The sequence below is a fragment of the Planococcus sp. TJ-201 genome, from assembly GCF_058268495.1.
Genome location: NZ_JBZDOG010000002.1, coordinates 23,752 through 44,784, shown reverse-complemented (window position 1 = coordinate 44,784; position 21,033 = coordinate 23,752). Strand labels below are relative to the sequence as shown.

General features: G+C 43.1%; 19 protein-coding genes and 1 riboswitch. Of the genes, 3 read left to right on the top strand and 16 right to left on the bottom strand.

The window, feature by feature from the left end; translation table 11 throughout:
* The first annotated feature begins 167 nt into the window (after window positions 1–167).
* Window positions 168–935 carry an arylamine N-acetyltransferase family protein gene (locus AC4EG4_RS05885; protein ID WP_490987214.1) on the top strand — a complete coding sequence of 256 codons (768 nt, stop codon included), beginning with the start codon at window positions 168–170 and terminating at the stop codon, window positions 933–935.
* A gap of 41 nt (window positions 936–976) precedes the next feature.
* On the opposite strand, the gene AC4EG4_RS05880 is transcribed toward AC4EG4_RS05885, so the two are convergent.
* The 7 genes from AC4EG4_RS05880 to AC4EG4_RS05850 all read right to left on the bottom strand — a co-directional run bounded on the left by AC4EG4_RS05880 (window position 977) and on the right by AC4EG4_RS05850 (window position 8,083).
* On the bottom strand, window positions 977–1,921 hold the full coding sequence (locus AC4EG4_RS05880; protein WP_490987213.1) for an ABC transporter substrate-binding protein: 945 nt from the start codon (window positions 1,919–1,921) through the stop codon (window positions 977–979).
* On the bottom strand, window positions 1,918–2,466 hold the full coding sequence (locus AC4EG4_RS05875) for a hypothetical protein (RefSeq protein ID WP_490978373.1): 549 nt from the start codon (window positions 2,464–2,466) through the stop codon (window positions 1,918–1,920). The genes AC4EG4_RS05880 and AC4EG4_RS05875 overlap by 4 nt, the downstream gene beginning before the upstream one ends.
* Before the next feature lie 167 nt (window positions 2,467–2,633).
* Window positions 2,634–2,832: riboswitch (cobalamin riboswitch) on the bottom strand.
* Window positions 2,833–2,922: 90 nt separating this feature from the next.
* A complete protein-coding gene (locus tag AC4EG4_RS05870) occupies window positions 2,923–3,876 on the bottom strand; it encodes an HNH endonuclease (protein WP_490987212.1) in 954 nt (317 codons plus the stop codon).
* Between the two features lie 182 nt (window positions 3,877–4,058).
* Window positions 4,059–4,844: a cytochrome c oxidase assembly protein gene (locus tag AC4EG4_RS05865; RefSeq protein WP_490978371.1), complete on the bottom strand. Its 786-nt coding sequence runs from the start codon at window positions 4,842–4,844 to the stop codon at window positions 4,059–4,061.
* A 162-nt stretch (window positions 4,845–5,006) separates the two neighbouring features.
* On the bottom strand, window positions 5,007–6,122 hold the full coding sequence (locus tag AC4EG4_RS05860) for a GGDEF domain-containing protein (RefSeq protein WP_490987211.1): 1,116 nt from the start codon (window positions 6,120–6,122) through the stop codon (window positions 5,007–5,009).
* 195 nt (window positions 6,123–6,317) lie between these two features.
* Window positions 6,318–6,806 (bottom strand): GNAT family N-acetyltransferase, encoded by a 489-nt coding sequence (locus tag AC4EG4_RS05855; RefSeq protein WP_490987210.1) that lies wholly within the window; start codon window positions 6,804–6,806, stop codon window positions 6,318–6,320.
* A gap of 26 nt (window positions 6,807–6,832) precedes the next feature.
* On the bottom strand, window positions 6,833–8,083 hold the full coding sequence (locus AC4EG4_RS05850; protein WP_490987209.1) for an MDR family MFS transporter: 1,251 nt from the start codon (window positions 8,081–8,083) through the stop codon (window positions 6,833–6,835).
* A gap of 97 nt (window positions 8,084–8,180) precedes the next feature.
* Here AC4EG4_RS05850 and AC4EG4_RS05845 point away from each other — a divergent pair, with 97 nt between their 5' ends.
* Window positions 8,181–9,842: an ABC transporter substrate-binding protein gene (locus AC4EG4_RS05845; RefSeq protein ID WP_490987208.1), complete on the top strand. Its 1,662-nt coding sequence runs from the start codon at window positions 8,181–8,183 to the stop codon at window positions 9,840–9,842.
* Between the two features lie 462 nt (window positions 9,843–10,304).
* Here the strand turns inward: AC4EG4_RS05845 and AC4EG4_RS05840 are convergent, their stop codons facing one another.
* Window positions 10,305–10,715 (bottom strand): DUF1259 domain-containing protein, encoded by a 411-nt coding sequence (locus AC4EG4_RS05840; RefSeq protein WP_490987207.1) that lies wholly within the window; start codon window positions 10,713–10,715, stop codon window positions 10,305–10,307.
* A 419-nt stretch (window positions 10,716–11,134) separates the two neighbouring features.
* Window positions 11,135–12,205, bottom strand: a complete 1,071-nt coding sequence (locus tag AC4EG4_RS05835) for a DmpA family aminopeptidase (protein ID WP_490978365.1) — start codon at window positions 12,203–12,205, stop codon at window positions 11,135–11,137.
* Between the two features lie 406 nt (window positions 12,206–12,611).
* On the opposite strand from AC4EG4_RS05835, the gene AC4EG4_RS05830 reads away from it, so the two are divergent.
* Entirely contained in the window at window positions 12,612–13,127 is a 516-nt protein-coding gene (locus tag AC4EG4_RS05830) for a TVP38/TMEM64 family protein (protein WP_490987206.1), read from the top strand.
* 13 nt (window positions 13,128–13,140) lie between these two features.
* Here AC4EG4_RS05830 and guaC read toward each other — a convergent pair whose 3' ends face one another.
* The 7 genes from guaC to nikA all read right to left on the bottom strand — a co-directional run bounded on the left by guaC (window position 13,141) and on the right by nikA (window position 20,439).
* Window positions 13,141–14,124: a GMP reductase gene (gene guaC, locus AC4EG4_RS05825; RefSeq protein WP_490978363.1), complete on the bottom strand. Its 984-nt coding sequence runs from the start codon at window positions 14,122–14,124 to the stop codon at window positions 13,141–13,143.
* Window positions 14,125–14,245: 121 nt separating this feature from the next.
* Window positions 14,246–15,550, bottom strand: coding sequence for an MATE family efflux transporter (locus AC4EG4_RS05820; protein WP_490987205.1), 1,305 nt, complete (start codon window positions 15,548–15,550; stop codon window positions 14,246–14,248).
* A gap of 31 nt (window positions 15,551–15,581) precedes the next feature.
* Window positions 15,582–16,343, bottom strand: coding sequence for an ABC transporter ATP-binding protein (locus AC4EG4_RS05815; protein ID WP_490987204.1), 762 nt, complete (start codon window positions 16,341–16,343; stop codon window positions 15,582–15,584).
* Window positions 16,344–16,361: 18 nt separating this feature from the next.
* Window positions 16,362–17,138: an ABC transporter ATP-binding protein gene (locus tag AC4EG4_RS05810; protein WP_490987203.1), complete on the bottom strand. Its 777-nt coding sequence runs from the start codon at window positions 17,136–17,138 to the stop codon at window positions 16,362–16,364.
* Window positions 17,135–17,926 carry a nickel transporter permease gene (nikC, locus tag AC4EG4_RS05805; RefSeq protein ID WP_490987507.1) on the bottom strand — a complete coding sequence of 264 codons (792 nt, stop codon included), beginning with the start codon at window positions 17,924–17,926 and terminating at the stop codon, window positions 17,135–17,137. The genes AC4EG4_RS05810 and nikC overlap by 4 nt, the downstream gene beginning before the upstream one ends.
* Window positions 17,927–17,973: 47 nt before the next feature.
* On the bottom strand, window positions 17,974–18,918 hold the full coding sequence (gene nikB, locus AC4EG4_RS05800; RefSeq protein WP_490987202.1) for a nickel ABC transporter permease: 945 nt from the start codon (window positions 18,916–18,918) through the stop codon (window positions 17,974–17,976).
* Window positions 18,919–20,439, bottom strand: a complete 1,521-nt coding sequence (nikA, locus tag AC4EG4_RS05795; protein WP_490987201.1) for a nickel ABC transporter substrate-binding protein — start codon at window positions 20,437–20,439, stop codon at window positions 18,919–18,921.
* Window positions 20,440–21,033 lie beyond the last annotated feature (594 nt).

Below are 21,033 nucleotides of genomic sequence, written 5' to 3'. Positions count from 1 at the left end.
TCTTTTTTAGTTAATCCAGCTATTCATTGCAACTATTAAGCGCAATTCATTTACTTATTCACTATACCACCTTTAACCATTTTCTACACATCAGATAATAAAAAATACCTTAATGAATAGATATTAGAATATTCATTATGGCGAAACGAAAGGAATGAATACTATTCATGAATAAAGAATCCTACTTAAAAAGATTCAAAGCTAATCCAATTCAGGAGCATTTTCTGCAAAATTTAGCAGAGCTTCAATCTTTGCATATGCAAAATGTCCCGTTTGAAAACTTAGATGTTATACGTAAAACACCCATTTATTTAAATCTCGAAAGCATTTACGATAAAATTGTGAATCACCATCGAGGCGGTTATTGTTACGAGCTGAATGGTTTGTTCCATTGGCTGCTGGGGGAACTGGGATTCGATGCAAAGCTAATCTCTGCCACTGTTCAAAAACCGGATGGTACTTGGTCTAAATCAGATACTCATGCAGCGATTCTGGTAGAGCTTGATACCTTGTATTTAGTTGATGCCGGATTCGGCGATTCCACGATCAGCCCTATCCCAATTGGCGGTGAACGCCATACAGACCATAGCGGCACTTATCGCGTTCAGCAAGTAGACGATGTGTATTATGATTTAATTAGAGAAAACGATGACACTGAAAAAATTCTTTACCGCTTTTCAACTGTGGAAAAGCAACTGGCTGATTTTCACGAGGGCTGTGTGTTTAACCAAATATCCAAAGATTCGCCTTTCACCCACGATGATTTGGTGACGCGCGCAACAGCTGATGGACGCATTACTTTATCCGGAAGTCAGTTGACACGTTCAGAAAAGGGAGAAAAAACCAAAGTTGAATTGTCTGTTGAGGAAAAAAGACGTGTACTAAATGAGGAATTTGGCATTGATCAGGATACACTGGAAGAACAACTGCAATAACCCAAAAAATCCCCGCTTGTTAAGCGGGGATTTTACTGTTTTTATTCAAAAGCTTCCGGATACACGGTTTTAGCTACCAATTCGACGGCATCGCCAATTCTTGGTCCTGGCCGTGATGTGATGTCCGAGTCCAGGAAAAATACTTGGTCATTTCGGATAGCGTCAATATCGTTCCAACCTTCGCGTGCTTTAATTTCATCAATGGGATTTTCTACATAAGAAACGGTAGTGACGATAATCTTTGGATTCCGTTCAATAACTTCTTCTTCAGAAATCTGCGGCCAGCCTTCGAGATCGCCAAACAGATTGTCGACTTGGGCATGGTCCAATATTTCCTGTTGGAACGTATTTTGGCCGGTCGTATAGATTTCCGGTGAAGGGCTGATTTCAACATACAGCTGTTTTTTCTCTTCTATGGAAGCAACTTGCTCTTGTACGCTTTCAATTTGCTGCTGTATGGAAGCAATCAGCTCATCCCCTTTATCTTCAAGACCTAATACCGTGGAGATTTGCTCGATGTCCCCATAAACATCTTCAAATGATTCTGCGGTTTCAATGACAAACACTTGAATCCCCGCTGCTTCGAGATCTTCAAAACCGGTTGGCCCACCTGTGGAATAGCCGATGACAACGTCTGGATCCATTTCGATAATGCGTTCTGCGTTGAATGTGACAGAATCTGAAACCCGCTCCACCTCTGTTGCTTCAGCTGGATAATTATCGTAGTCTGTAACGCCGATAAGTTTGTCTCCTGCTCCGATTTCGTAAAGAATTTCGGTATTGCTTGGAATCAAGGAGACAACGGTCGCTGGAACTTCTTCGAAAGTCAGCTCTTTATCCAAGTCATCGGTTACCGTATACTCAGTTTGTTGCGAAGGCTCGGTCGCTGTTTCGGGATCTGTTGTTTCGGCAGTGTCAGACTGGCAAGCTCCGAGTGCTAAAGCCAGTGTTCCGATCGATAAGAATTTGAATACGTTGATTTTCATTTGTTTTTGGCCACTTCTTTCTTTTTTGGTCTTGTTGGATAGGACTTGCTGACGAACGGAATTTCTTCTACGCCGTGATGCTGATTGACATATACCGCCATAGTAAACAATACGTTTGCCAACAGGTTGGCATAATCAAAAAGGATTTCGGGCACTTCCCGCTCCAGGCTCACTTTATGCAAAGCCCGTACGGATTTTTTCGCTTCACTGCGGCACACATGCAGCACACAGGCGGCTTGGGTTCCTTGCGGCAAGACAAAATTCCCAATTTTATCTTTAGTAAAGTTTACATAATAATCATACATAGCGCTTAACATAGATAAATCCTCTTCTGCGATGGCAAGTTTGCCCCGTACCGAACCATTTAAATGGTAAGCCATGGGCTGTAAAGTTTTCAAATCCCGCTGAACCACTTCAATATCTGTTGTCAGTGATAAAGCTTCCCCGATTCGGGTCGTCAAAGAATCTGTGCGAATTTCAAAATCCACTGTGGAAGCGGATTCACGCATGAACGGATAACACAGAAAACGCATGTCTTTTTTCATCTTTTCACCTCACTTTTGTTTGGTGAACACCACTGCATTGAACGCTCCCGCAAAACAGCAAAAAGCCGCCCTCAAAAAGAGGGCGGCATTATAGCTATTCAAAGACATACTCCAGCAGTCAAAAATAGACATTTTGCCGTATGATTCCCTTAGCTTCCGAAGAGTAAAAATACGTTCAAAAAAAGGTAGGTCTCCTGGCTTGTGCATCACTTTACTCTAAGAACCTTCCCGTTCAGATGACTTGGAGCATCTAAACAGTGGCATTTTCTTATTTCATACGCACTTACAGTTGCGGAAACAGCCCCGGAATCTAACCGGGTTCCCTGTTATGCTGATTGATCAGCACCTTTTTTCTGCATGATTATTCACTTGTTTTCAGTGTAGCATACCCCTGGCAGCAAAAGACATACGCAATTAAAACTAACTCGAAAATCCTTACCTTTGAGCTTGCCTGTCTTATTCCTGATTTGTCAGCAGGTTTATTTTTCTCGGCTCTGCAAAAACAATTCGCTTGTGCCATCTCAAATACGGTGCATGCTCGGGTGATACCGGCACTTTCATATTTTTGCGCAACCTGTATATGGGGTAATCGTCTTCCGGGATTCGGCTGGAAATATGCAAACGGCCGCCGCCTGTAAACGCAATCAGTCCTGCTGAGTACAGTGCTGCGTGATTGGCACAAAGCAATACCCCATTAAAAGGATCCAGGCGTTCGGCATCTGAACTGTCTTTCCACGGCTTGGCATGGCTCGCTTTTAGTACGTCCCCAATGGCAATTCCACACAGCGGACATTCACCGTTCCACAGCGGCAGCAAGCTTTCGCGGAATTGCTCTTTGCCTCTGCGCATTTTTGTTTTGATTTCCAATTCCGCTTCCGCAATCAACCCGAGCAATGGATTGTGTTCGGTTTTTTTGATGACTTCCATTGCCAGTTCCAGCTGTTCCACTTCCACTGTGAAAATATTCAATGAGCTGATAAGTTCTAAAAACTTTATGGCCAGTTCTTCATTGCACGGATACAAATAGCCTGAATTGCCGCTGGCGTCTTCCTGGAAAGCTGCATATTTCACCGGCAGCAAAGACTGGATATCAGAAAAACGTTCTTTAACAGACAGCGGATTGTCAAGCTCCCGGTATTCCGTTTTTGCAATAAAAGCAGCTTCGGTTTCTTGGGAATGCGGATGTTCACTTTTCGGCTTTGTTCCTTTTGAGCACCCTTTTCGCACTCGGCTAATGGCTACCACATACCCTTTGACATAGTGGAAAACGATATCGCCCTTTTTCAGCTCCTGCATCCGGTTCCACGAATGCGGTACCATGCCGGATTTATCAATTTGCGGTGTCCAAAGAACCCCCGCATTGCGTTCTTCCTGATAAGTCTCTCCTTGCATAACAATAAAACTATTCATGAACTTCCTCCTAGTAATGGCAATACTCAAATTGATTCGATCCTATGTAGTCGAGCTGTTCATTCGAAATTAAACGCTTATTTTTAGTTTACCCCAAATCCAAAGCTTTTGCCGGGGAAAAGAAAAGCGGAAGCGCCCGTGTAGCTCTGCCGGGCATAAGAAATCAAAGAAAGGGAATTCCCCTATACCTTTTCCATTGTTTCTGTCTTTTTTGGTGCAGTCGCCTTGTACCAGTGATAACACAAAATCACAATGATGAGTAGCTCTATTAAATCGCCCCCGTAGTACATCAACATCCCACCAGCTTCTGCCTGTGCCTGTGGAACCCCTGCAGGTGGATGGGCATAAAGGAATTTGGCTAAAATTTTATGGGCTGCCAGCGACAAAATGAGAACGATTGAACGAAGCACGTAACCCACACGGTGAGCGGTAATGTCAACATAGATTATAGAAGCAGTAAACAGATAGCCTGCCAGAAATATATGGATATGGATGAAGGCATAGACGAACACGGACTGATGCATCCATTCGAACAGATTGGTCAAATACAATAGATAAAGTCCACCAATGTTAAGAGTAAATGCAGGAATTGGGTGGCTTAAAAATCTGGCAAGGCGGCTCCTCAACAAAAAGGACATCCTTCTAGCCAGTGGAACAGGCAGCGACCTTAACAGCAAAGTCATGGGCTTCGCAAGCAATAACAATAGCGGTGCCAGCATGCCAAGCAGCAAATGCGTCCACATATGGCCCCTGAAATTATTTTGAGCAAAATCAGCAAGCGGTCCAGCAATGGATATCGCGATGGCAACAATTCCAAGGCTCCATAAGAAAATGCGGTGCAACGGCCATGGCTTATAACGCAGGCTTGTTAACGCAGCAGCCAGTGGGTACAGCAGAAACGACAGAAAAAGCAACACTATAGCCACTGCCTCTAGATTCGCCATCCCTGATTGCAACTCATGCTCCAATTGGACCTCCCCCTTCCCTGAATTTGTTTTCTTGTGACCGAAACTTTTCAGGGGTTTCTTCATTCTCTACCCGATTATGCTGCCAGCTATGTATAGTCTTTTAGTCCTCAAAAAAAGGCAGACACGTTGCTGAAAGGTGTCTGCCTTGCTGAATTTTTTTCATCAAACACTGATGGTTTCAAGCTGTCCCATACTTCCAAAAGCCGAAACTTGGTTTTTTCCATTTCTCTTGGAATGGTACAAAGCCTGATCGGCCTCTCCGATCAACTGTTCGAGTGATTTGCCTTGTGAAGCTAAACAAATTCCCATCGATACCGTCAGTTTGCCATTGGGCTGTTGTTCTTCCCCTTCAAAATGATGGTCCTCGATGCCCGTGCGCACCCTTTCAGCAATCGACAAGGCTTCATCAGCATTTGATGGATCCATGATGCAAAAAATAAATTCCTCACCGCCATAGCGTGCCACATAGTCCTTATTGCGTGTATTGTCCCGCATCAATTGGCCAATGGATCGGAGGACGGCATCTCCTTTTTGATGTCCATGGGTATCGTTGTAAACTTTAAAGTAATCTACATCCATCATGACAATCGCCACTGGCACTTGTTGTTCAACCAAAATTTGGGCTTTGCTTCTAAAATACCGCAGATTGGGCATTTGCGTTAAATGATCTTGATTTGAGAAATATTCCAATTCTTTTCGAACTAAAATATGATAATTTTCTCCATTCGCCATCAACCCCATCGAAAGAATCGCAATTCCGGCAAAAGCAGCCATTGATAAAGTCATAAAAGGCGTAGCTGGTGTTGTACTTTCCATCCAAACCGACTTTAAGAGTTCAAAAACTACCCACCCTACCATCATTCGCTTAATATCCAATCGGGCAAAAAATTTATTGACCGTTTTTTTGTTTCGAAATAGGCTTCCCATGACAACAGGAAATAACACTGTTTGAAGAATTCCGGCCACTACAGTAGGACCGCCAAGAGAAAAGCGATAATACGTAGGGAAAATGGCAGATAAGATGCCGATGCGCCATCCCCCCACATAGGAAATAAAGTAAAGAGGAACTTCCCGTAAATCTAGTCTCATTCCTTCATAAACAAACGGATGATACATGACTGAAAAAGTTAGAAAACTGATAAATACAATACTTAACAGCAATAACCACTTCGATTCGTTTAAATCAGGAAATAAAAATTCTTTGGCTTTTAAACCAATATACAAAAGTGAAATAATCAACGCCATATTTTCAAGAAAAGAAAAAAGCAACGAACCCATTTAACCAACTCCTATTAAAACCTTCCCTATTAGTTTACCGCTAATACACACATAAATATATATAAAAACTACAATATTATACAAATTTACAGGAAATTAGTTAATCTCATTCCCTACTACATAACCAAAAAAAGTAAAATACACAGTAGTATTTTTAAAAGCAATTAGGAGAAATATTCGAATGTCAAAAATTCATTACAAAATTTTCGACATGTACAATTCATTGGCATACTTTCCATTTATCACGAGTGAATTCCGCTTGATCCCTTCTACCTCGAATCCCATTTTCTCATAGAGGGCTATCGCAGCATGATTGTCTTCCAATACAGTCAATTCAATGCGGCGAGTCAACTTTTCTGTTGCCCATTGCTCCAAAGCTTGAAATAGTTGGGTTCCAATGCCTTTTCCGCGCTGTTCTTGATGTAAGCCAATGACAATATAGACCGAATGACGTTTGCGGTTGACGCCTTCATTTATTGCGAACAAGTACCCTTTTAACTCGGATTCTTCTTCGGCAAGAAGTATCGTTGATTTATCGTTCATCGCAACGAGCCTGTCCTGCAATTGCTCACCCGTGGTTTTTCGTTCTCCTGGCTCAAACAGCATATAATTGGATTCTTCTACATGTTTCATCAACTTCGCCAATTGGTGGGCATCTTTTGGAACTGCTTTTCTGATAATCATGGCCATCCCCCTACTATTCCCTAATTTTAGACGAGCTCTGGTTTTTCTACTTGTTTTCCCTTGCCTTTTCTAATAAATAATCCTGTATAAACCAATAACGTTCCGATCATCAATAACACGCCCATGTAAACAGACATCATCGTGGGTAGTAGAAAAGCACCGACGATAATGGTCGAACGTGCCAGCAGATCCGCTCCGCTGAATGAAAAATTGGAAAAAGCGGAATACGAGCCTCGTTTGTCTTCAGGGATCATGTTTGCCATTTCTGCATTGCGGACCGGCGAGTAAATCAATTCACCGATTGTCCCGATAAAATTGAACAAGATTAATAAGTACCAGCTGTTCGCTGACGTAATGGTGATGTAGCCAACACTGTAGAGCAGCAGACCGGTCAGGAGAACATGCTGCTTAGAAAAACGGTCTGTGAATTTATTGACTGTGAAAGTTAAACAAACCACTAGCAACATGTTTTGAATATTAAGCAGGCTCAACATTCGAACGCCTGCCACTTCAAAATCAGCTATGGTGAACGTTTCAAAACTTTCGGCAAGCCGAACGCCAATATAGCTGTTTAGTGAAAACTCAGCTGAAAAGATGAACATCGATCCAACTACTACTTTAACAAAAGGCCGGTCTTGAAAGGCAACTTTGTAATTTTGCAGCAAATCCACGAATACATTGTGATGCTGTTTTTTCAAGCTTTGGACGTTCTCATCTCTCAGCCAAATCTGGTAGGCAATCGGCAGGCTGGCAGACGTTGCAGTCAAAACGATAAACAGTTCCATCTGGTGATTCACATACAATAAGCCTCCAAGTGCGGCACCGATCGCCATCGACAAATTGACCAGCCAGTAATCAATGGCATAAATGGCTTTTCGGTTTTCGGGAGTGGTTGAATCCATAATGATGGCATGCATGGCAGGTCTTCCAAGACTGCTGGTAATGATAAACATGACATAAGACGCTGCAAACAGGCCGATCCATTTGTCACTTGGCACTAAACTGAGCGTCATGAGCAGAAACATCATGGCACTGAGAGCAGATGTTGTCACCAATACCTTTTTACGCGGAAAACGATCGGAAATATACCCGCCAATCAAATTAACGAAAAAACTGATCAAAACCGTCATGATCAAAAAAGAACCCGCCCATACTTTGTTTATTTCCTGTGCAAAAAATAAGGCCATAAAAGGCATGACAGCTGAAGTAACAGCTCGATTAAAAAAAGAAGTAATTAAACGCACTTTAATGTTCTGTGGATAGTCTTTCCATTTCATCTTGTCAGCCCCCTTTGTCTTATGTATATTAAACTAGACTATGGTTACTAAAAATAGACATTTTTTATAATCTTGTCCACTTTTAGGAGGGAAGATGATGGAAAAGACTCTTTTAGCACTTTGGCAGGCTGTTCCATCCGGCAACATCAAACAAACTCAACTTGCTGATTTACTCGGTTTGAGCAGCAAGCAGACTGCTCGTCTGTTGCGAAAATGGGCAAGCGAAGGCTGGCTTACTTTTACACCTGGCAGCGGCAGAGGCAATGCTTCCCACATAGAGTGGCATCAAGATGTAGAAGATGCTTACGAACAGCAGCTGTCTCAATTGATTGACGAACAGGCTATCGAAGTGGCTGGAAAGTATCTTTTGTTTAATTGGTCGCCCGAAATTAAACAGCGATTGATGCATAAGTTCCGCTCGAATTTCGGCTATGTTCAAAACAGTATGAGCAGCACCGACAAGCTGATCATTCCGAGGAAGTATCCGCTGATCACGCTCCATCCACTCCTTGCTGCAGATGTCCACAGTGCCAATATGGTGGCGACAGTATACAGCCGTTTAGTGTCAGTCAATGAAAACGGCATCGTTTCTCCAGAACTGGCACATAGCTGGGATTTGACGGCCACAACGCTCAGGCTTTACATTCGAAAAGAAGTTCGTTTTCATGATGGCTCGTTTCTGACTGTGGACGATGTACTAATTTGTTTGGAACGACTGCGAAGACATGCCGCGTTCAAGGAACTGTGGAAGCCGATTACTGCCATAAAATCCATTTCTCCCTACGCACTAGAAATTTCTTTTCCCGGGGGCTGCAGTTATTGCCTGCAGATGCTGGGCATGATCAATGCCAGCATCTATAAGGAAACCGATTCCCAGCCTATTGGTTCCGGCAGTTTTTTTGTGGAAGAAAATCACGAGTTAAAAACCACATTGACGGCGTTTGGAGATTATTTTCAGGAACGTCCGTTGCTCGATACCGTACAATTTATCCAAGTGCCTGAAGACTTTGACTTTGCCTATCGGACTTCAGCAAATGATCAAACGGAAGAGACATTTCAAGTGGAAAGCGATTCGGGGTTTGGCGTCGTCATTTTGAATGCCTTTCGAGAGTCTCCTATAAAGCAAAAAGAAGTGCGCGACTATATCCATTATGCGATTGCCAAACACCGCCATAAAATCGGACTGTATCATCCAAGAGCGATGCCCAATCATCAAAGTTGCTTGATTGGACAAGATCAGACTTATTCGCTGCCCTTGTCCCAAAAACCTACTCTTGAAAAACCTTTAATTATTAAAGCCGCAAATTATACCAATGGTTCAACACGTTGGTTGAAAGACACTCTTGAAAGTGAAGGCATTCCTGTCGAAATTGAGTGGCTGTCTTTTCAGGACAAGATGCTCGACACGAAAGAAGATCAAACAGCCGACTTGTTTATCCACGGCGAGGTATTTGAAATGAATCAAAATTTTTCATTTTTTTACTTTCTGTCAAATGGCTATTCGCCACTGGCTGCCATTATGAAATCCCAGCCAATGTTCAGCAATTACATGCAGCTATATGGAGATACACCGTTTGAAGAATGGACAGCACTGAACCTAAAAATTGAGCGGCAATTAATGGAATCCTCCATCATGCTTCCTTTGTATTATGAAAAACGCCAAATTCCTTTTTCAGCAGATTTAATGAATATATCCATAAGTCATTTTGGTTATGTCAACTTTTCAAAGCTGTGGGTGCGGCCAAGTATCGTCGAATAAATTAAAAGATGAGACAGCACACAAATTTGTGTACTGTCTCATCTTTTTTATGAAATAAACTTTATAGCCTATCTAGTCCTTGGTCACACATTACCGATGCTTTCAATGTGCATAGATTTATATGGAGTGCAGATTACTGGAGAAAATTAAGTACAGGCCTAATGTCATGACATTAAACAATACAAGATTGAATTTCATGTCTCCTCTGGCACCAATCAGTGCGGTTACAATTCCCATACCACTAAGAAAACAGGGAAAATGAAGGTGAAAACTCAACAGCAGTTCAAGTGGTTTGTGGAACCAATGAATCGCAGCAAAAGTCAATGGCAGCATAGTCAAAAGCAAAATAATTGCTGAAATGCACGAGAAACATTTCTTATACATATGAACACCACCTTATACTGTTGCTATGGCGCGAGTCAGTGACAATTAAAACAGAAAGGCAGTTCAATATGTGCAAGGCTAACAATCAATTGCTTCTAGGGCTGATGCAACACGTTCGGCAAAGATTTCTGGAAATTCCTTTGTTTCTAGATAGATGCAATAAACATTGGGTTCCATTACAAGACGCTGCATGTAATTGTTTGGCAGTGGATGGGCATGGCGGATTAAAGTCGATAAAAAAGTGGAAAGTTCTGACGGCAACAGTAAAATTTCGGCCCTGTTAATCATAATTCCTGGCTGTTGCATTGCTTGAAATGTAATCTCACAATCCATCTTGAATGAAAATTTTGTGTCACCACTTTGGATGATTAAGCTTCGAAGCTTCTTCACTAATAAGAGATTTCCGGTTACTTCTACCTCAGCTTTTAGAGCTTTCTTTAAAAACCTGGTTGTCTCTTGAATCGGATCTGCTAGAATCATTTTCCTCATCCCTTCATAGCCTCCCATTAAACCAATGACAAAATATTACTAAAACCAATAATTCTAAATTTTACTTTAAATGAGAATAAAAAGTCTTATAACCTATATTTTTTACTTTTAAGTTGAATTAATAGAACTTACATCACACTATTAGACTACAGGCTATTATGCAAATTGTAAATAGAAAAGTATTAATATGATAACTTTTTTGCAACAATAAACAGGATGGGGATTTTTTAATCCTAAAACTTCTATCGTTATATATCTTTAGTTAAACGTTTTTATTTTATTACTACTTCTATAACAGGGAAATATGTCCATTAAATAACAAATGGTAAATATATAATTATTCACACAAATCATTAATCACTTAAATTTATAATTTCAATTTTTTATGGTTAAATCTTTTTTTCACAAAAAAGAACCCTTTATGGGTTCGTAAGTGACACATTGAACTTTTTAAGTAAGTCTTTAAATGACGGCCGTTCATTTCCAGCACGCCCAACGACAGCTTCTGCAGTGATTAGTGAATTTAGTACCGCCTCTTCCGTCGCTTCTCCAACGGCTCGGAAAGCCTCATCCATATCCTCCTCATGAATGGTTTTAATTGTTAAACAGTGTGGCGGTTTGATATGTGGAATTTTAGTCGCCGTTGTAAAGCCTAGAATGATTTCACCGCTGCCATTAGTGATGATGGAGCCGGTTCGAGAAAGTCCTGTGATCGTTCGTTTGAGAACGCGGTTTAATTGCCGCTCTGACAAAGGCAAGTCTGTCGCCACGATAACCATAACGGATCCCTTGTCTTCTTCTTTGTACGACTGCAGAATGTGTTTCTTCAATTTTTGACCTACGGGATTGCCACTGACCGTTAAATCACTGAGCATTCCAAAGTTCGATAGAACCAACACGCCGAGTGTATACGTGCCATGATTCAGCTGCATGAGGCGGGAAGCAGAACCGATTCCACCTTTCAACGAATAACACAGCATACCCGTTCCTGCACCGACGGCACCTTCCTCGAATTCCACATTGGTATGGTCCAGTGCATGCCGTACATGCTGTTCTTTAACAAATTGGCTGCGAACATCGTTGAGGAACATGTCGTTGCATTCACCGATGATTGGATTGACTGTCCCCGTCGTGCTGCCGATATCAGCATTTCTCTCCAACATGTAATCAATCACGGCATTGGCCGCCGTCCCGACATTCAAAGTGTTGGTTAGAACGATAGGTGTCTCCAGCGTGCCGAGTTCCGCAAGCTGAATGGTTCCCATTGTTTTTCCAAACCCGTTGATCACATGGCTTGAGGCAATCAGCTTATCGTGAAAAACATCTCCTTGATGCGGCAAAATGGCCGTCACACCGGTTTGCATGTCGCCGTCACTCAATGTCACATGACCTACTGTTACACCTGCTACATCTGTTATGGCGTTTAATGGTCCAGGCTTCATGCAGCCTATTTCCACGCCGTAATCTCGGATTCTTTTTTGATTGTACACGTGGCTACTCCCTCTCAACTGATAGATTTCTTCAAGGATCCATTGAAGATTTTGTCCATCACTTTTTATTTAATCATACAGCTAGCATGTCGCTCATTGGAAATTATTCCTCAAATTTTACACTTGCCATATTTTTGTATCGTCATGCACGTTGTTGAGTCAACTATCATGACGTCTACAATCTTCCTCGTTCGTTCCTCGGAGGAATTTATATTTTTTCAATCAAAGAGTACATTAACCTCAACATAACGATTAGGGAATTTATCGAAAGCTATTTTACATTCATGTTAAAATAAACTTACGTAAATGAGCCATGCGTACACGTCTGTTAAATTTGTGTAAATACCATAATAAGGAGGCATAATTTATCGAGTTTCTACCTGTTTGGATTGAGTTTTTAATTCTGATGATCGTAAATTTAGCAGTCGGAGCAGCGGGTTTTGTTCCGAGCTTTTTAGTGACTGCTGTTAATATCCAGTCGTTCGGCATTTATGGCGGTGGAGCTTTGACATTTGCAGGTGAAATTTTTGGCGCGTTGCTCGGCTTTTATCTGTATCGTTTTGGCTTTTCCAAAGCAAATCCAAAATGGCTGCACCACCCCTATTGGCAAAAATTCCGAAATCAATCGGATAAACGGGTTTTTGGCTTGGTGATCTTGCTTCGGCTGCTTCCGTTTATGCCATCCGGCTTTGTTACAGTAGGGGCAGCACTTACAACAATAAGTGCCAAACTGTTCTGGATCGCCAGCACGATTGGAAAAGTTCCAGCCGTAATGTTGGAGCTTGCGGCTGTTTACGGCTTTACCCAAGTTGTCCCGACCAATGTGCAGTATACCCTGTTTGGCACCGTACTAGCTGTATCTTTAGTGCTCTGGCAACTAGAACGGCTAAAGCAGAAAAAAGCCCCTCAATCTATAGATTGAAGGGCTTTACTAGTTAATAAACTTTGTCGCCATTAAAAATGGAGTTTTTAACGATCACGTAATCCACGTTGCGGATTGCCAGTAATTTGTCTCCGCCTGCGTAAGAAATTGAAGATTGAAGATCTTGCTCCATCTCCACCAACGTGTCTTTTAAAGACCCTTTGTATTCTACAAACATCTTTTTGCCTTCAACATTTTTCTTTTCGCCTTTTTGAAATTCAGATGCCGAACCAAAGTATTCTTTCAGCAACTTGCCATCCTGGTTGATGGTTTCTCCGGGAGATTCTTCATGCCCGGCAAATAGCGAACCGATCATCACCATGGATGCGCCAAAACGGACAGATTTGGCAATGTCTCCATGGGTACGGATGCCACCGTCTGCGATGATGGGTTTGCTGGCTGCCTTGCCGCACCAGCGAAGTGCTGCCAATTGCCAGCCGCCTGTTCCAAACCCAGTTTTGATTTTGGTAATGCAAACTTTTCCTGGTCCGATACCCACTTTTGTAGCATCCGCTCCAGCGTGTTCCAGTTCGCGGACCGCTTCCGGCGTCCCAACATTACCGGCAATCAAAAAACTGTCTGGAATCAACTTTTTAATGTGCTGAATCATGTTAATTACCGCATTGGAATGGCCATGTGCTACATCAATGGTGATGTATTCCGGCGTAATCTTTTCATCAGCCAATTGTTGCACAAATTCGTATTCTTCCGGTTTCACACCGACACTAATGGAAGCATAAAGTCCGCGTTGCTGCATGTCTTTAGCAAACGCTAACCGCTTTTCAGGTTCGAAACGATGCATAATATAGAAATAATTATTTTCAGCCAAGAATTTGGCAATTTTTTCATCTACAATGGTTTGCATATTGGCTGGTACAACTGGCAATTTGAAAGTGCGGCCACCAAACTCAATCGATGTGTCACATTCTGAACGGCTGTCTACTACAGCTTTTGCAGGAACCAATTGAATATCTTCGTAATCAAATACATTTTCCATTAATTACACCCCTATACACGAATGATATATCTATATACCATAATAATTGTTCGTCCATATGATAATGTACTTTATTTCAGAAGAGATGTCAAAGAGGAAATAATTAAGCAGATTCTAATTTCTAAGGAGTGTCCATCAACTTTAATAGTTTAGGCACATACAACAATAAAAAAACAGATCGACCCAAACTAAATAAGATAAATGCCAACCATACCCCGTGGTTTTGCAGGAGCGGTACAGCAGTCCATAACACCACCAAAAAGATGCCCAATGACAAGAGCATAGAGTTTCGAATTGGTGCAGTCTCGGTGGCACCGGTAAACACGCCATACAACACGATTCCAAAGCTCGAAACCAGCGGAAACAGCAGCAGCCAATCGCCATATATTCCGCCGAGTTCTATAACTTCAGGTATGGCGGTAAAAAAAGCAAAAACTTTAGAGCCAAACAGCCAGTATAGGCCAGTCAGCGCAATCGATGAATACAGTGCCCATTCGAAAGACAAGCTTAAATTCTTTTTAAAAAGTACAGAATCTTTGGATCCAATGGCTTTTCCCGAAAGAATACTGGAAGCGTTGGACAGGCCGTCATAAAAATAGGCCATTATGTAGTGAATTTGCAGCAAAATCGCATTGGCTGCCAAGGTTTCTGTACCAAATCCTGCACTTTTATACGTAAATAAATTAAAGACGGCAAGCAGGCACAGCGTCCGGACAAACAAATCCTGATTCACCGCCATCATCTTTCGAATAGCTGAGCCATTTGTTACCAGCTTGAATGCAGGCAGCTGAAATTTGTAAGCTGTGCCGCGCCATACTACCAGCAAGCCGATTAGACAAGCCGATACTTCTGCAATTAAAGTTGCGGCAGCAACTCCAGAAACGCCCCACCCGAATCCAAAGACAAAAAGCAGATCCAATGCGATATTCAAGAGATTCATAAACACTTGAATCAACACTGAAATTTTGATGCGGGACATGCCAATCAACCAGCCCATGATGACATAGTTGACCAATGTAAAAGGCACCCCCCATATCCGGATGCCAAAGTAATCGGATGCCAGCGCAGCAACGTCTTCGGCAGGCTGAAGCAAATTTAATGCCGCGTATTCAATCGGCTTTTGCAGCAAGAAAAAAACAAGTCCCACGATCAGTGCGATGACCATCGGCCGAATGAGAGCCAGCGTTCCTGACAGTTGATCATTTGCTCCGTGCGCTTGTGCAGCAAAACCAGAAGTCCCAATACGCAAAAACCCAAAGAGCCAGTAAAGTGTATTGAAGATGACCGAACCGATGGCAACGGCGCCAATATAAGCAGGGTTTGGCAATTGTCCCACGACCGCTGTATCAACAGCTCCCAATAAAGGCGTGGTGATCGTTGAAATGGTCAGTGGAATTGCTAAAGCCAGGTATGTACGATGATTCATGAGAAGCTCCTAACCTTTCAACATCATTTTTTCAAAACATGGACAGCAGCTCTTTTGTATAGGGATGGCGATCGTGCGAAAAAATTTCCGCATTGCCAAACTCATCCACCATGTGGCCATCTTTCATAACCAACAGATGTTGGCTAAGTGAGGAAACTGCCGCTAAATCATGCGATATAAACACATAAGAAAGCGAAAATTGCCGGCGAAGGTCATCCAGTAATTTCAGCAAGGAAGACTGCGACAACACATCAAGGCTGGATGTAGGTTCATCCAGTATTACTATAGCCGGTTCAATGCTGATAGCTCGGCTGATCGTCACGCGCTGCTGCTGTCCTCCGCTCAATTCGTGCGGGTAACGTTCAGCCAGATTGCTTGGAAGTTCAACAGCCTCCAATAACTGGCTGATGTAATGTTCTCTGTTTGTGTAACTGAAATGCTGCAGCTTTTTTTGGCTGCCAAATTGCAAATAAGGATCCATCAGCGAATCTTTGATTTTCAATTTAGGGTTTAATGAAGCTGAAGGATTTTGAAAAACAGCCTGGACCTGCCGTCTGAAAGGCTGCAGCCTTTTGCCCGTCAGCTTATGGACAGCTTCGCCATTTAATACGATTTCTCCTGAGTCTATGGATTCCAAGTGCAGCAGGCATCGTGCCAGTGTGCTTTTGCCGCAGCCGCTTTCCCCAATAATACCAAGGCATTGACCTTTCTCGAGAGAAAATGATACATCCTTGAGTACTTGAAAGCCGTTTGCATATGTTTTATTGATGTGGTTTATGGTCAACAGCTCCATTGAGCACCTCCAATACGTCTAATTTCCCTGTTTTTTAAAAACTGGAATCGCGTCAATCAATGCACGGGTGTAGGCATGTTCAGGACAAGCGAGGATTTTTGTTTGTTCTCCTTGCTCAACAATCTGCCCTTCTTTCATTACCAAAATATGATCCGCATAGTTGGCAGCATGCCGAAGGTCGTGAGTAATGTATAAAATGGCACAACCCGTTTCTTTCCGCAGCTTTTCCAGTAATTGCAAAATCCGATAGGAGGAAATGCTGTCTAAGGCGGTTGTTGGCTCATCCGCAATCACCAAATCAGGTTTCAGCAGCAAGGCAAGTGCAATCGCAACACGCTGCAGCTGCCCACCGCTTAACTGAAAAGGATAACGGCTCGAGAGTTCAGCGTCCAGGCCGACAGATAGGAGAGCTTGTTGTGTATTCTGCATTCGCCGGGATTTCCCTGCAGTCAGGTGAGTCCGCTGGTATTCGTCAAAATGTTTGCCAATTGTCAGAAATGGTGTAAACGAGCTTTGATAATCCTGGAAAACATAAGAAATTGCTTTGCCTCGTACCTTTCTCATTTCCTTTGATGTCAGTTCAATTAAGTTGGCGCCATTAAATCGGACCATTCCCGTTGCAGAGAGATTTGGCTTCAACAATCCGCCAATGGCTGAAGCGGTCACGCTTTTCCCGCTCCCGCTTTGCCCAACTACTGCCAGCCAATCTCCCCGTTGAATTTCAAATGAGATCTCTTTGACAATCTGCTGGGTGTCCACTCCGACGCTTAGCCCGTCGACTTCCAATAAACTCATGACTGCACTTCCTTTTTCACATCAAACTTGTCCCGTAAATAATCACCCAATACATTGGAAATAAGAACCACTGTAACGATTGCCAGCCCTGGAGTAATCATCAGTGATGGCATCGATTGAAAATAAGGGCGTGCATCATTCAGCATGGCACCCCATTCTGGAGCCGGTGGTTGAGCGCCAAGGCCGATATAAGACAACGAAGAAATCAGTAAAATGATTTTCCCAAGATCCAGGCTGCCCAGCACCAACACATGGCCAATGATGTGAGGAAACAGATGCTTCTGAATAATTTGTCCGTCTCCCAAACCGTTGACTTTAGCCATGGCGATGTATTCTTTTTGGCGTTCACTGACCACCGTACTTCTGACGAGCCGGGCATAATTGACCCATTTCACAAAAATAATGGCCAACAGCAGGTTTTCAATTCCCGGTCCCAGCAGGCCGCTCAAGACAATCGCTACAATGGTATCCGGAAATGCCAAAAACGTATCGGCAACACGCATCAAGAGCCGATCCAGCCAGCCGCCTTTATAGCCGGCGATCAATCCAATTGGCAACCCGATAGCGACTGCCGCTAACAGTGCCACAAAAGAATAGCCAACTGTCAATTGGGCTCCCAGCACTATTCGCGTTAACACATCGCGCCCCAGATGATCTGTACCAAATGGATGCTCCAGGCTCATGGGCATCAGCTGGGCAGTCAAATCAACTGCGTCTGCATCATGCTTCAGGTACAAGAACGTGTAAGCGCCAAGCAACGCAATTAAACTTAGTAGCAAAACGAGCATTCTCGCTTTCCAATTCCATTTGTGCAGATTTGTTGCTAAAACAGTCATCAGCTCGCTTTCCTTTCCGTTAATCTGATTTCGGGGTTCAAGTACCGGTATGAAATATCTACCAGGCTGTTCACAATAAAAACGATAACCGCCATAATAAACAGATAAGCTTGTATAACGGGATAATCCCGTGCCCGGATTGCCTCTACTACCATTTTGCCTATTCCCGGATAAGCAAAAATCACCTCAATCACCACAACACCGCCAATCAAACTGCCAAGACTGACGCCAAAAACAGTAATGACCGGTGGCAGCGCTGCCCGCAATGCGTGATAGAAAAAGATGCGGATTTCTGAAATCCCTCTTGAACGAGCAGCTTTAATATAGTCATGACTGAGCGCATCGATCAAACTGGAACGCAGCAAACGGACATAAACACTGGTGATGGCAAGTCCCAATGTAGTGGATGGCAAAACCATTGAGCCAAAACTGTCTCGGCCCATCGTCGGCAGCAAGTCCAGCCGCACGGCAAACAAGTCAATTAACAACAATCCCAACCAAAAGCTTGGAACCGCTGCACCAAGCAAGGAAAACCAGCGGCTAAGCTGATCAATCCAGCTGCCTCGGTATAGCGCAGCAAGCGATCCGAGCGGCAAAGCAATTACCAGCATAACGAGCAGCGCTCCTGCAGCCAATTCCAAGGTAGCCGGAAGTCCGCTGAGAAGCATCTGCAATACAGGTTGATTGGTCAAATAGGAATTGCCAAAATCCAATTTTATAAAATCCATAAACCATTCTCCATACTGTACGAGCAAAGGTTCATTAAATCCCATATCTTCCCGGAGTTGTTCGACTTGGGCCGCAGTGACCGATACATCATCAACACGGAGGATGGACAGCACCGGATCTCCCGGTGCCAGCCGTGCAAACATAAAGCTAACAAACGTCACCAGCAGCAAAAATACAGCCACTTCAGTAAATCTTTTCAGTAAAATCCGGACCATTTACTTCACATCCAAGGTGTTGGTCAACATGTAATACTCACTGCGGGTAGTGACCCAGTTTTCTACTTTATCGGCATTGTAGGCAACCAATGTATTCGGGTGAAGAATAAATGAATTGTATACTTGCTCATCGACGTAAAGCGCAATCTCTTCTGCAATCACGGAGCGTTCGCCCTCGCCTACAGTTACATTCAATTTGTCGATTAGCGCTGTCAGTACATCGTCATTAGCACCACTGAAATTTAATGCTCCTTGCGGATGGTACGTGGCATTTAAATAATAACCTGCATCTCCGCGTGGTGCGGTCAAATTGCTGTAAGTGGTCAAGTCCCAATCTCGGTTTGCTGCCATGTATTCTTCTGGTACTTCGATTTGCTGAATGTCTACTGCAATTCCCAACTCTTTAGCATCCGATTGAAATACTTGGGCGATCAGCGGCAAATCTGCACGCGCGCTATAAGTTAATAGCGTAAGCTCTAACGGCTCTCCGTCTTTTTGCATCACACCGTCCTGCTCTGCATATCCTGCTTTGGTTAAATGTGCTTTAGCTTCTTCCAACCCGATTTTTTTGTCAGGATAGTCCGGTGCAAAAGTAAAGGTTGAAGGAAACGGACCCGTCGCTACTTCTGCATGGCCTTGCAAAATGGTTTCCGTGATGGCCTTGCGATCGATTAACACGTCTATCGCTTTGCGGACATTGATGTCTTTCATGGATTCCCGTTCAAGGTTCATTGTCATTTGGTGTACCCGGAAAGTTGAAGTAGACTCTACTTTTACTCCTTCAACTGCTTCCAATTTTTCCAAACCTTGAACTTCTGGGCGAAATGCAATATCAACATCTCCCGATTCCAATGCCAATGACCGAGCGTTGGCATCTTCATTAAACGAAAACCGTGCTGCTTCCAACTTGGCAGCCCCGTTCCAATATTCATCAAAACGAACCAAATCAACTGCTGTGCCTGGTGCAAATGAAAAAACAGCAAATGGTCCTGTCCCAATCGGCTTGTTGATAAAGTCCGGTTCCGTCACATCGATAATGGATGTATTCGGGTGAACCAGCTCAGATGGAAACTCTGGAAATGGCATAGTCGTTCGGATCGTCAGCTGCTGGCCATCCGCTTTGATCGATTCGATCCGAAGCGCATTGCTGATGGCAATATTGTCTGCCATGGCACGCTCCAGCGAAGCTTTTACAGCTGCCGCATCCATTGGGGCACCATTTTGAAACAACACATCGTTTCTCAGCCGAATCGTCCATTCTTGGCCATCTTCACTGTCCCAGCTTTCTGCAAGCCACGGCTCGAGCGTCAATGTCTCGTCATTTAAATGCACCAAGGTTTCCGTTATCCCTGCACGCAACGGCACATAGCTGCTGTCTACGTTCGGATCGAGCGATCTTGTGGCAAAATTGAACAACAAGTTCAATTCTTTGCGATCTTCTTCTGGGATAGCTGCATCTGATGTACAAGCGCTTAAAATAAATGCCAATGCCAAAAGCAATAGTATAAATGCGTTCTTCATTAATAAACACTCCTCTTTTATAAAATGTAATTATTACGATTTATTTACCAAAAAAATAATTCTCTCTTTCCTCCTGTCCTGCCACTGGAGAAAAAAGAGAGCTTTTCTTGATTCTTTCTTTAAAACTATGTATTTTACAAATCGTAACTATTACGTTTTAAATCATATCCTTTTGGATTAACAAATGCAATCTCTTTTTTTTAAAAGTTTTTTATCTTTTCCAAGCTATATAAGTTGAACTACTAAATCTTTCATTGTCGATATTCCGCAAAACAGCTGCGCTTTCCGCGGGCTCGCGTCCAAGCCTCCTCGGTCGCTTCGCTCCCTGTGGGGTCTCTGCCGTCTCGCTTTACCGCAGGAGTCGCAGCTGGTTTGCTTCATATCGGTTAGTAAGCAACGTTTTCAGCGCTGGCGCGTTCACGAGCTTGCGGATGAGCAGTCGTCTTTGCTCTACCCAAAGCGACCGATGCGGTATATAAATTGATAATTCCTAAGCTCAACTTATATAGCATCAATATTACGAGTAAAAAAAAACAATATAAAAAAGGGGCTGTCCCACAAGGTCATGAAAATGGCGGATGTTAAAAAGGGTAT

Coding starts and splice junctions, on each gene's coding strand:
- AC4EG4_RS05815 (WP_490987204.1), bottom strand. CDS start 16,343: ATGGAGCTGTTGACCATAAACCACATCAATAAAACATATGCAAACGGC.
- AC4EG4_RS05810 (WP_490987203.1), bottom strand. CDS start 17,138: ATGAGTTTATTGGAAGTCGACGGGCTAAGCGTCGGAGTGGACACCCAG.
- AC4EG4_RS05880 (WP_490987213.1), bottom strand. CDS start 1,921: ATGAAAATCAACGTATTCAAATTCTTATCGATCGGAACACTGGCTTTA.
- AC4EG4_RS05875 (WP_490978373.1), bottom strand. CDS start 2,466: ATGAAAAAAGACATGCGTTTTCTGTGTTATCCGTTCATGCGTGAATCC.
- AC4EG4_RS05840 (WP_490987207.1), bottom strand. CDS start 10,715: ATGAGGAAAATGATTCTAGCAGATCCGATTCAAGAGACAACCAGGTTT.
- AC4EG4_RS05830 (WP_490987206.1), top strand. CDS start 12,612: ATGATCGTAAATTTAGCAGTCGGAGCAGCGGGTTTTGTTCCGAGCTTT.
- guaC (WP_490978363.1), bottom strand. CDS start 14,124: ATGGAAAATGTATTTGATTACGAAGATATTCAATTGGTTCCTGCAAAA.
- AC4EG4_RS05845 (WP_490987208.1), top strand. CDS start 8,181: ATGGAAAAGACTCTTTTAGCACTTTGGCAGGCTGTTCCATCCGGCAAC.
- nikC (WP_490987507.1), bottom strand. CDS start 17,926: ATGCTCGTTTTGCTACTAAGTTTAATTGCGTTGCTTGGCGCTTACACG.
- AC4EG4_RS05850 (WP_490987209.1), bottom strand. CDS start 8,083: ATGAAATGGAAAGACTATCCACAGAACATTAAAGTGCGTTTAATTACT.
- nikB (WP_490987202.1), bottom strand. CDS start 18,918: ATGGTCCGGATTTTACTGAAAAGATTTACTGAAGTGGCTGTATTTTTG.
- AC4EG4_RS05855 (WP_490987210.1), bottom strand. CDS start 6,806: ATGATTATCAGAAAAGCAGTTCCAAAAGATGCCCACCAATTGGCGAAG.
- AC4EG4_RS05870 (WP_490987212.1), bottom strand. CDS start 3,876: ATGAATAGTTTTATTGTTATGCAAGGAGAGACTTATCAGGAAGAACGC.
- nikA (WP_490987201.1), bottom strand. CDS start 20,439: ATGAAGAACGCATTTATACTATTGCTTTTGGCATTGGCATTTATTTTA.
- AC4EG4_RS05820 (WP_490987205.1), bottom strand. CDS start 15,550: ATGAATCATCGTACATACCTGGCTTTAGCAATTCCACTGACCATTTCA.
- AC4EG4_RS05860 (WP_490987211.1), bottom strand. CDS start 6,122: ATGGGTTCGTTGCTTTTTTCTTTTCTTGAAAATATGGCGTTGATTATT.
- AC4EG4_RS05885 (WP_490987214.1), top strand. CDS start 168: ATGAATAAAGAATCCTACTTAAAAAGATTCAAAGCTAATCCAATTCAG.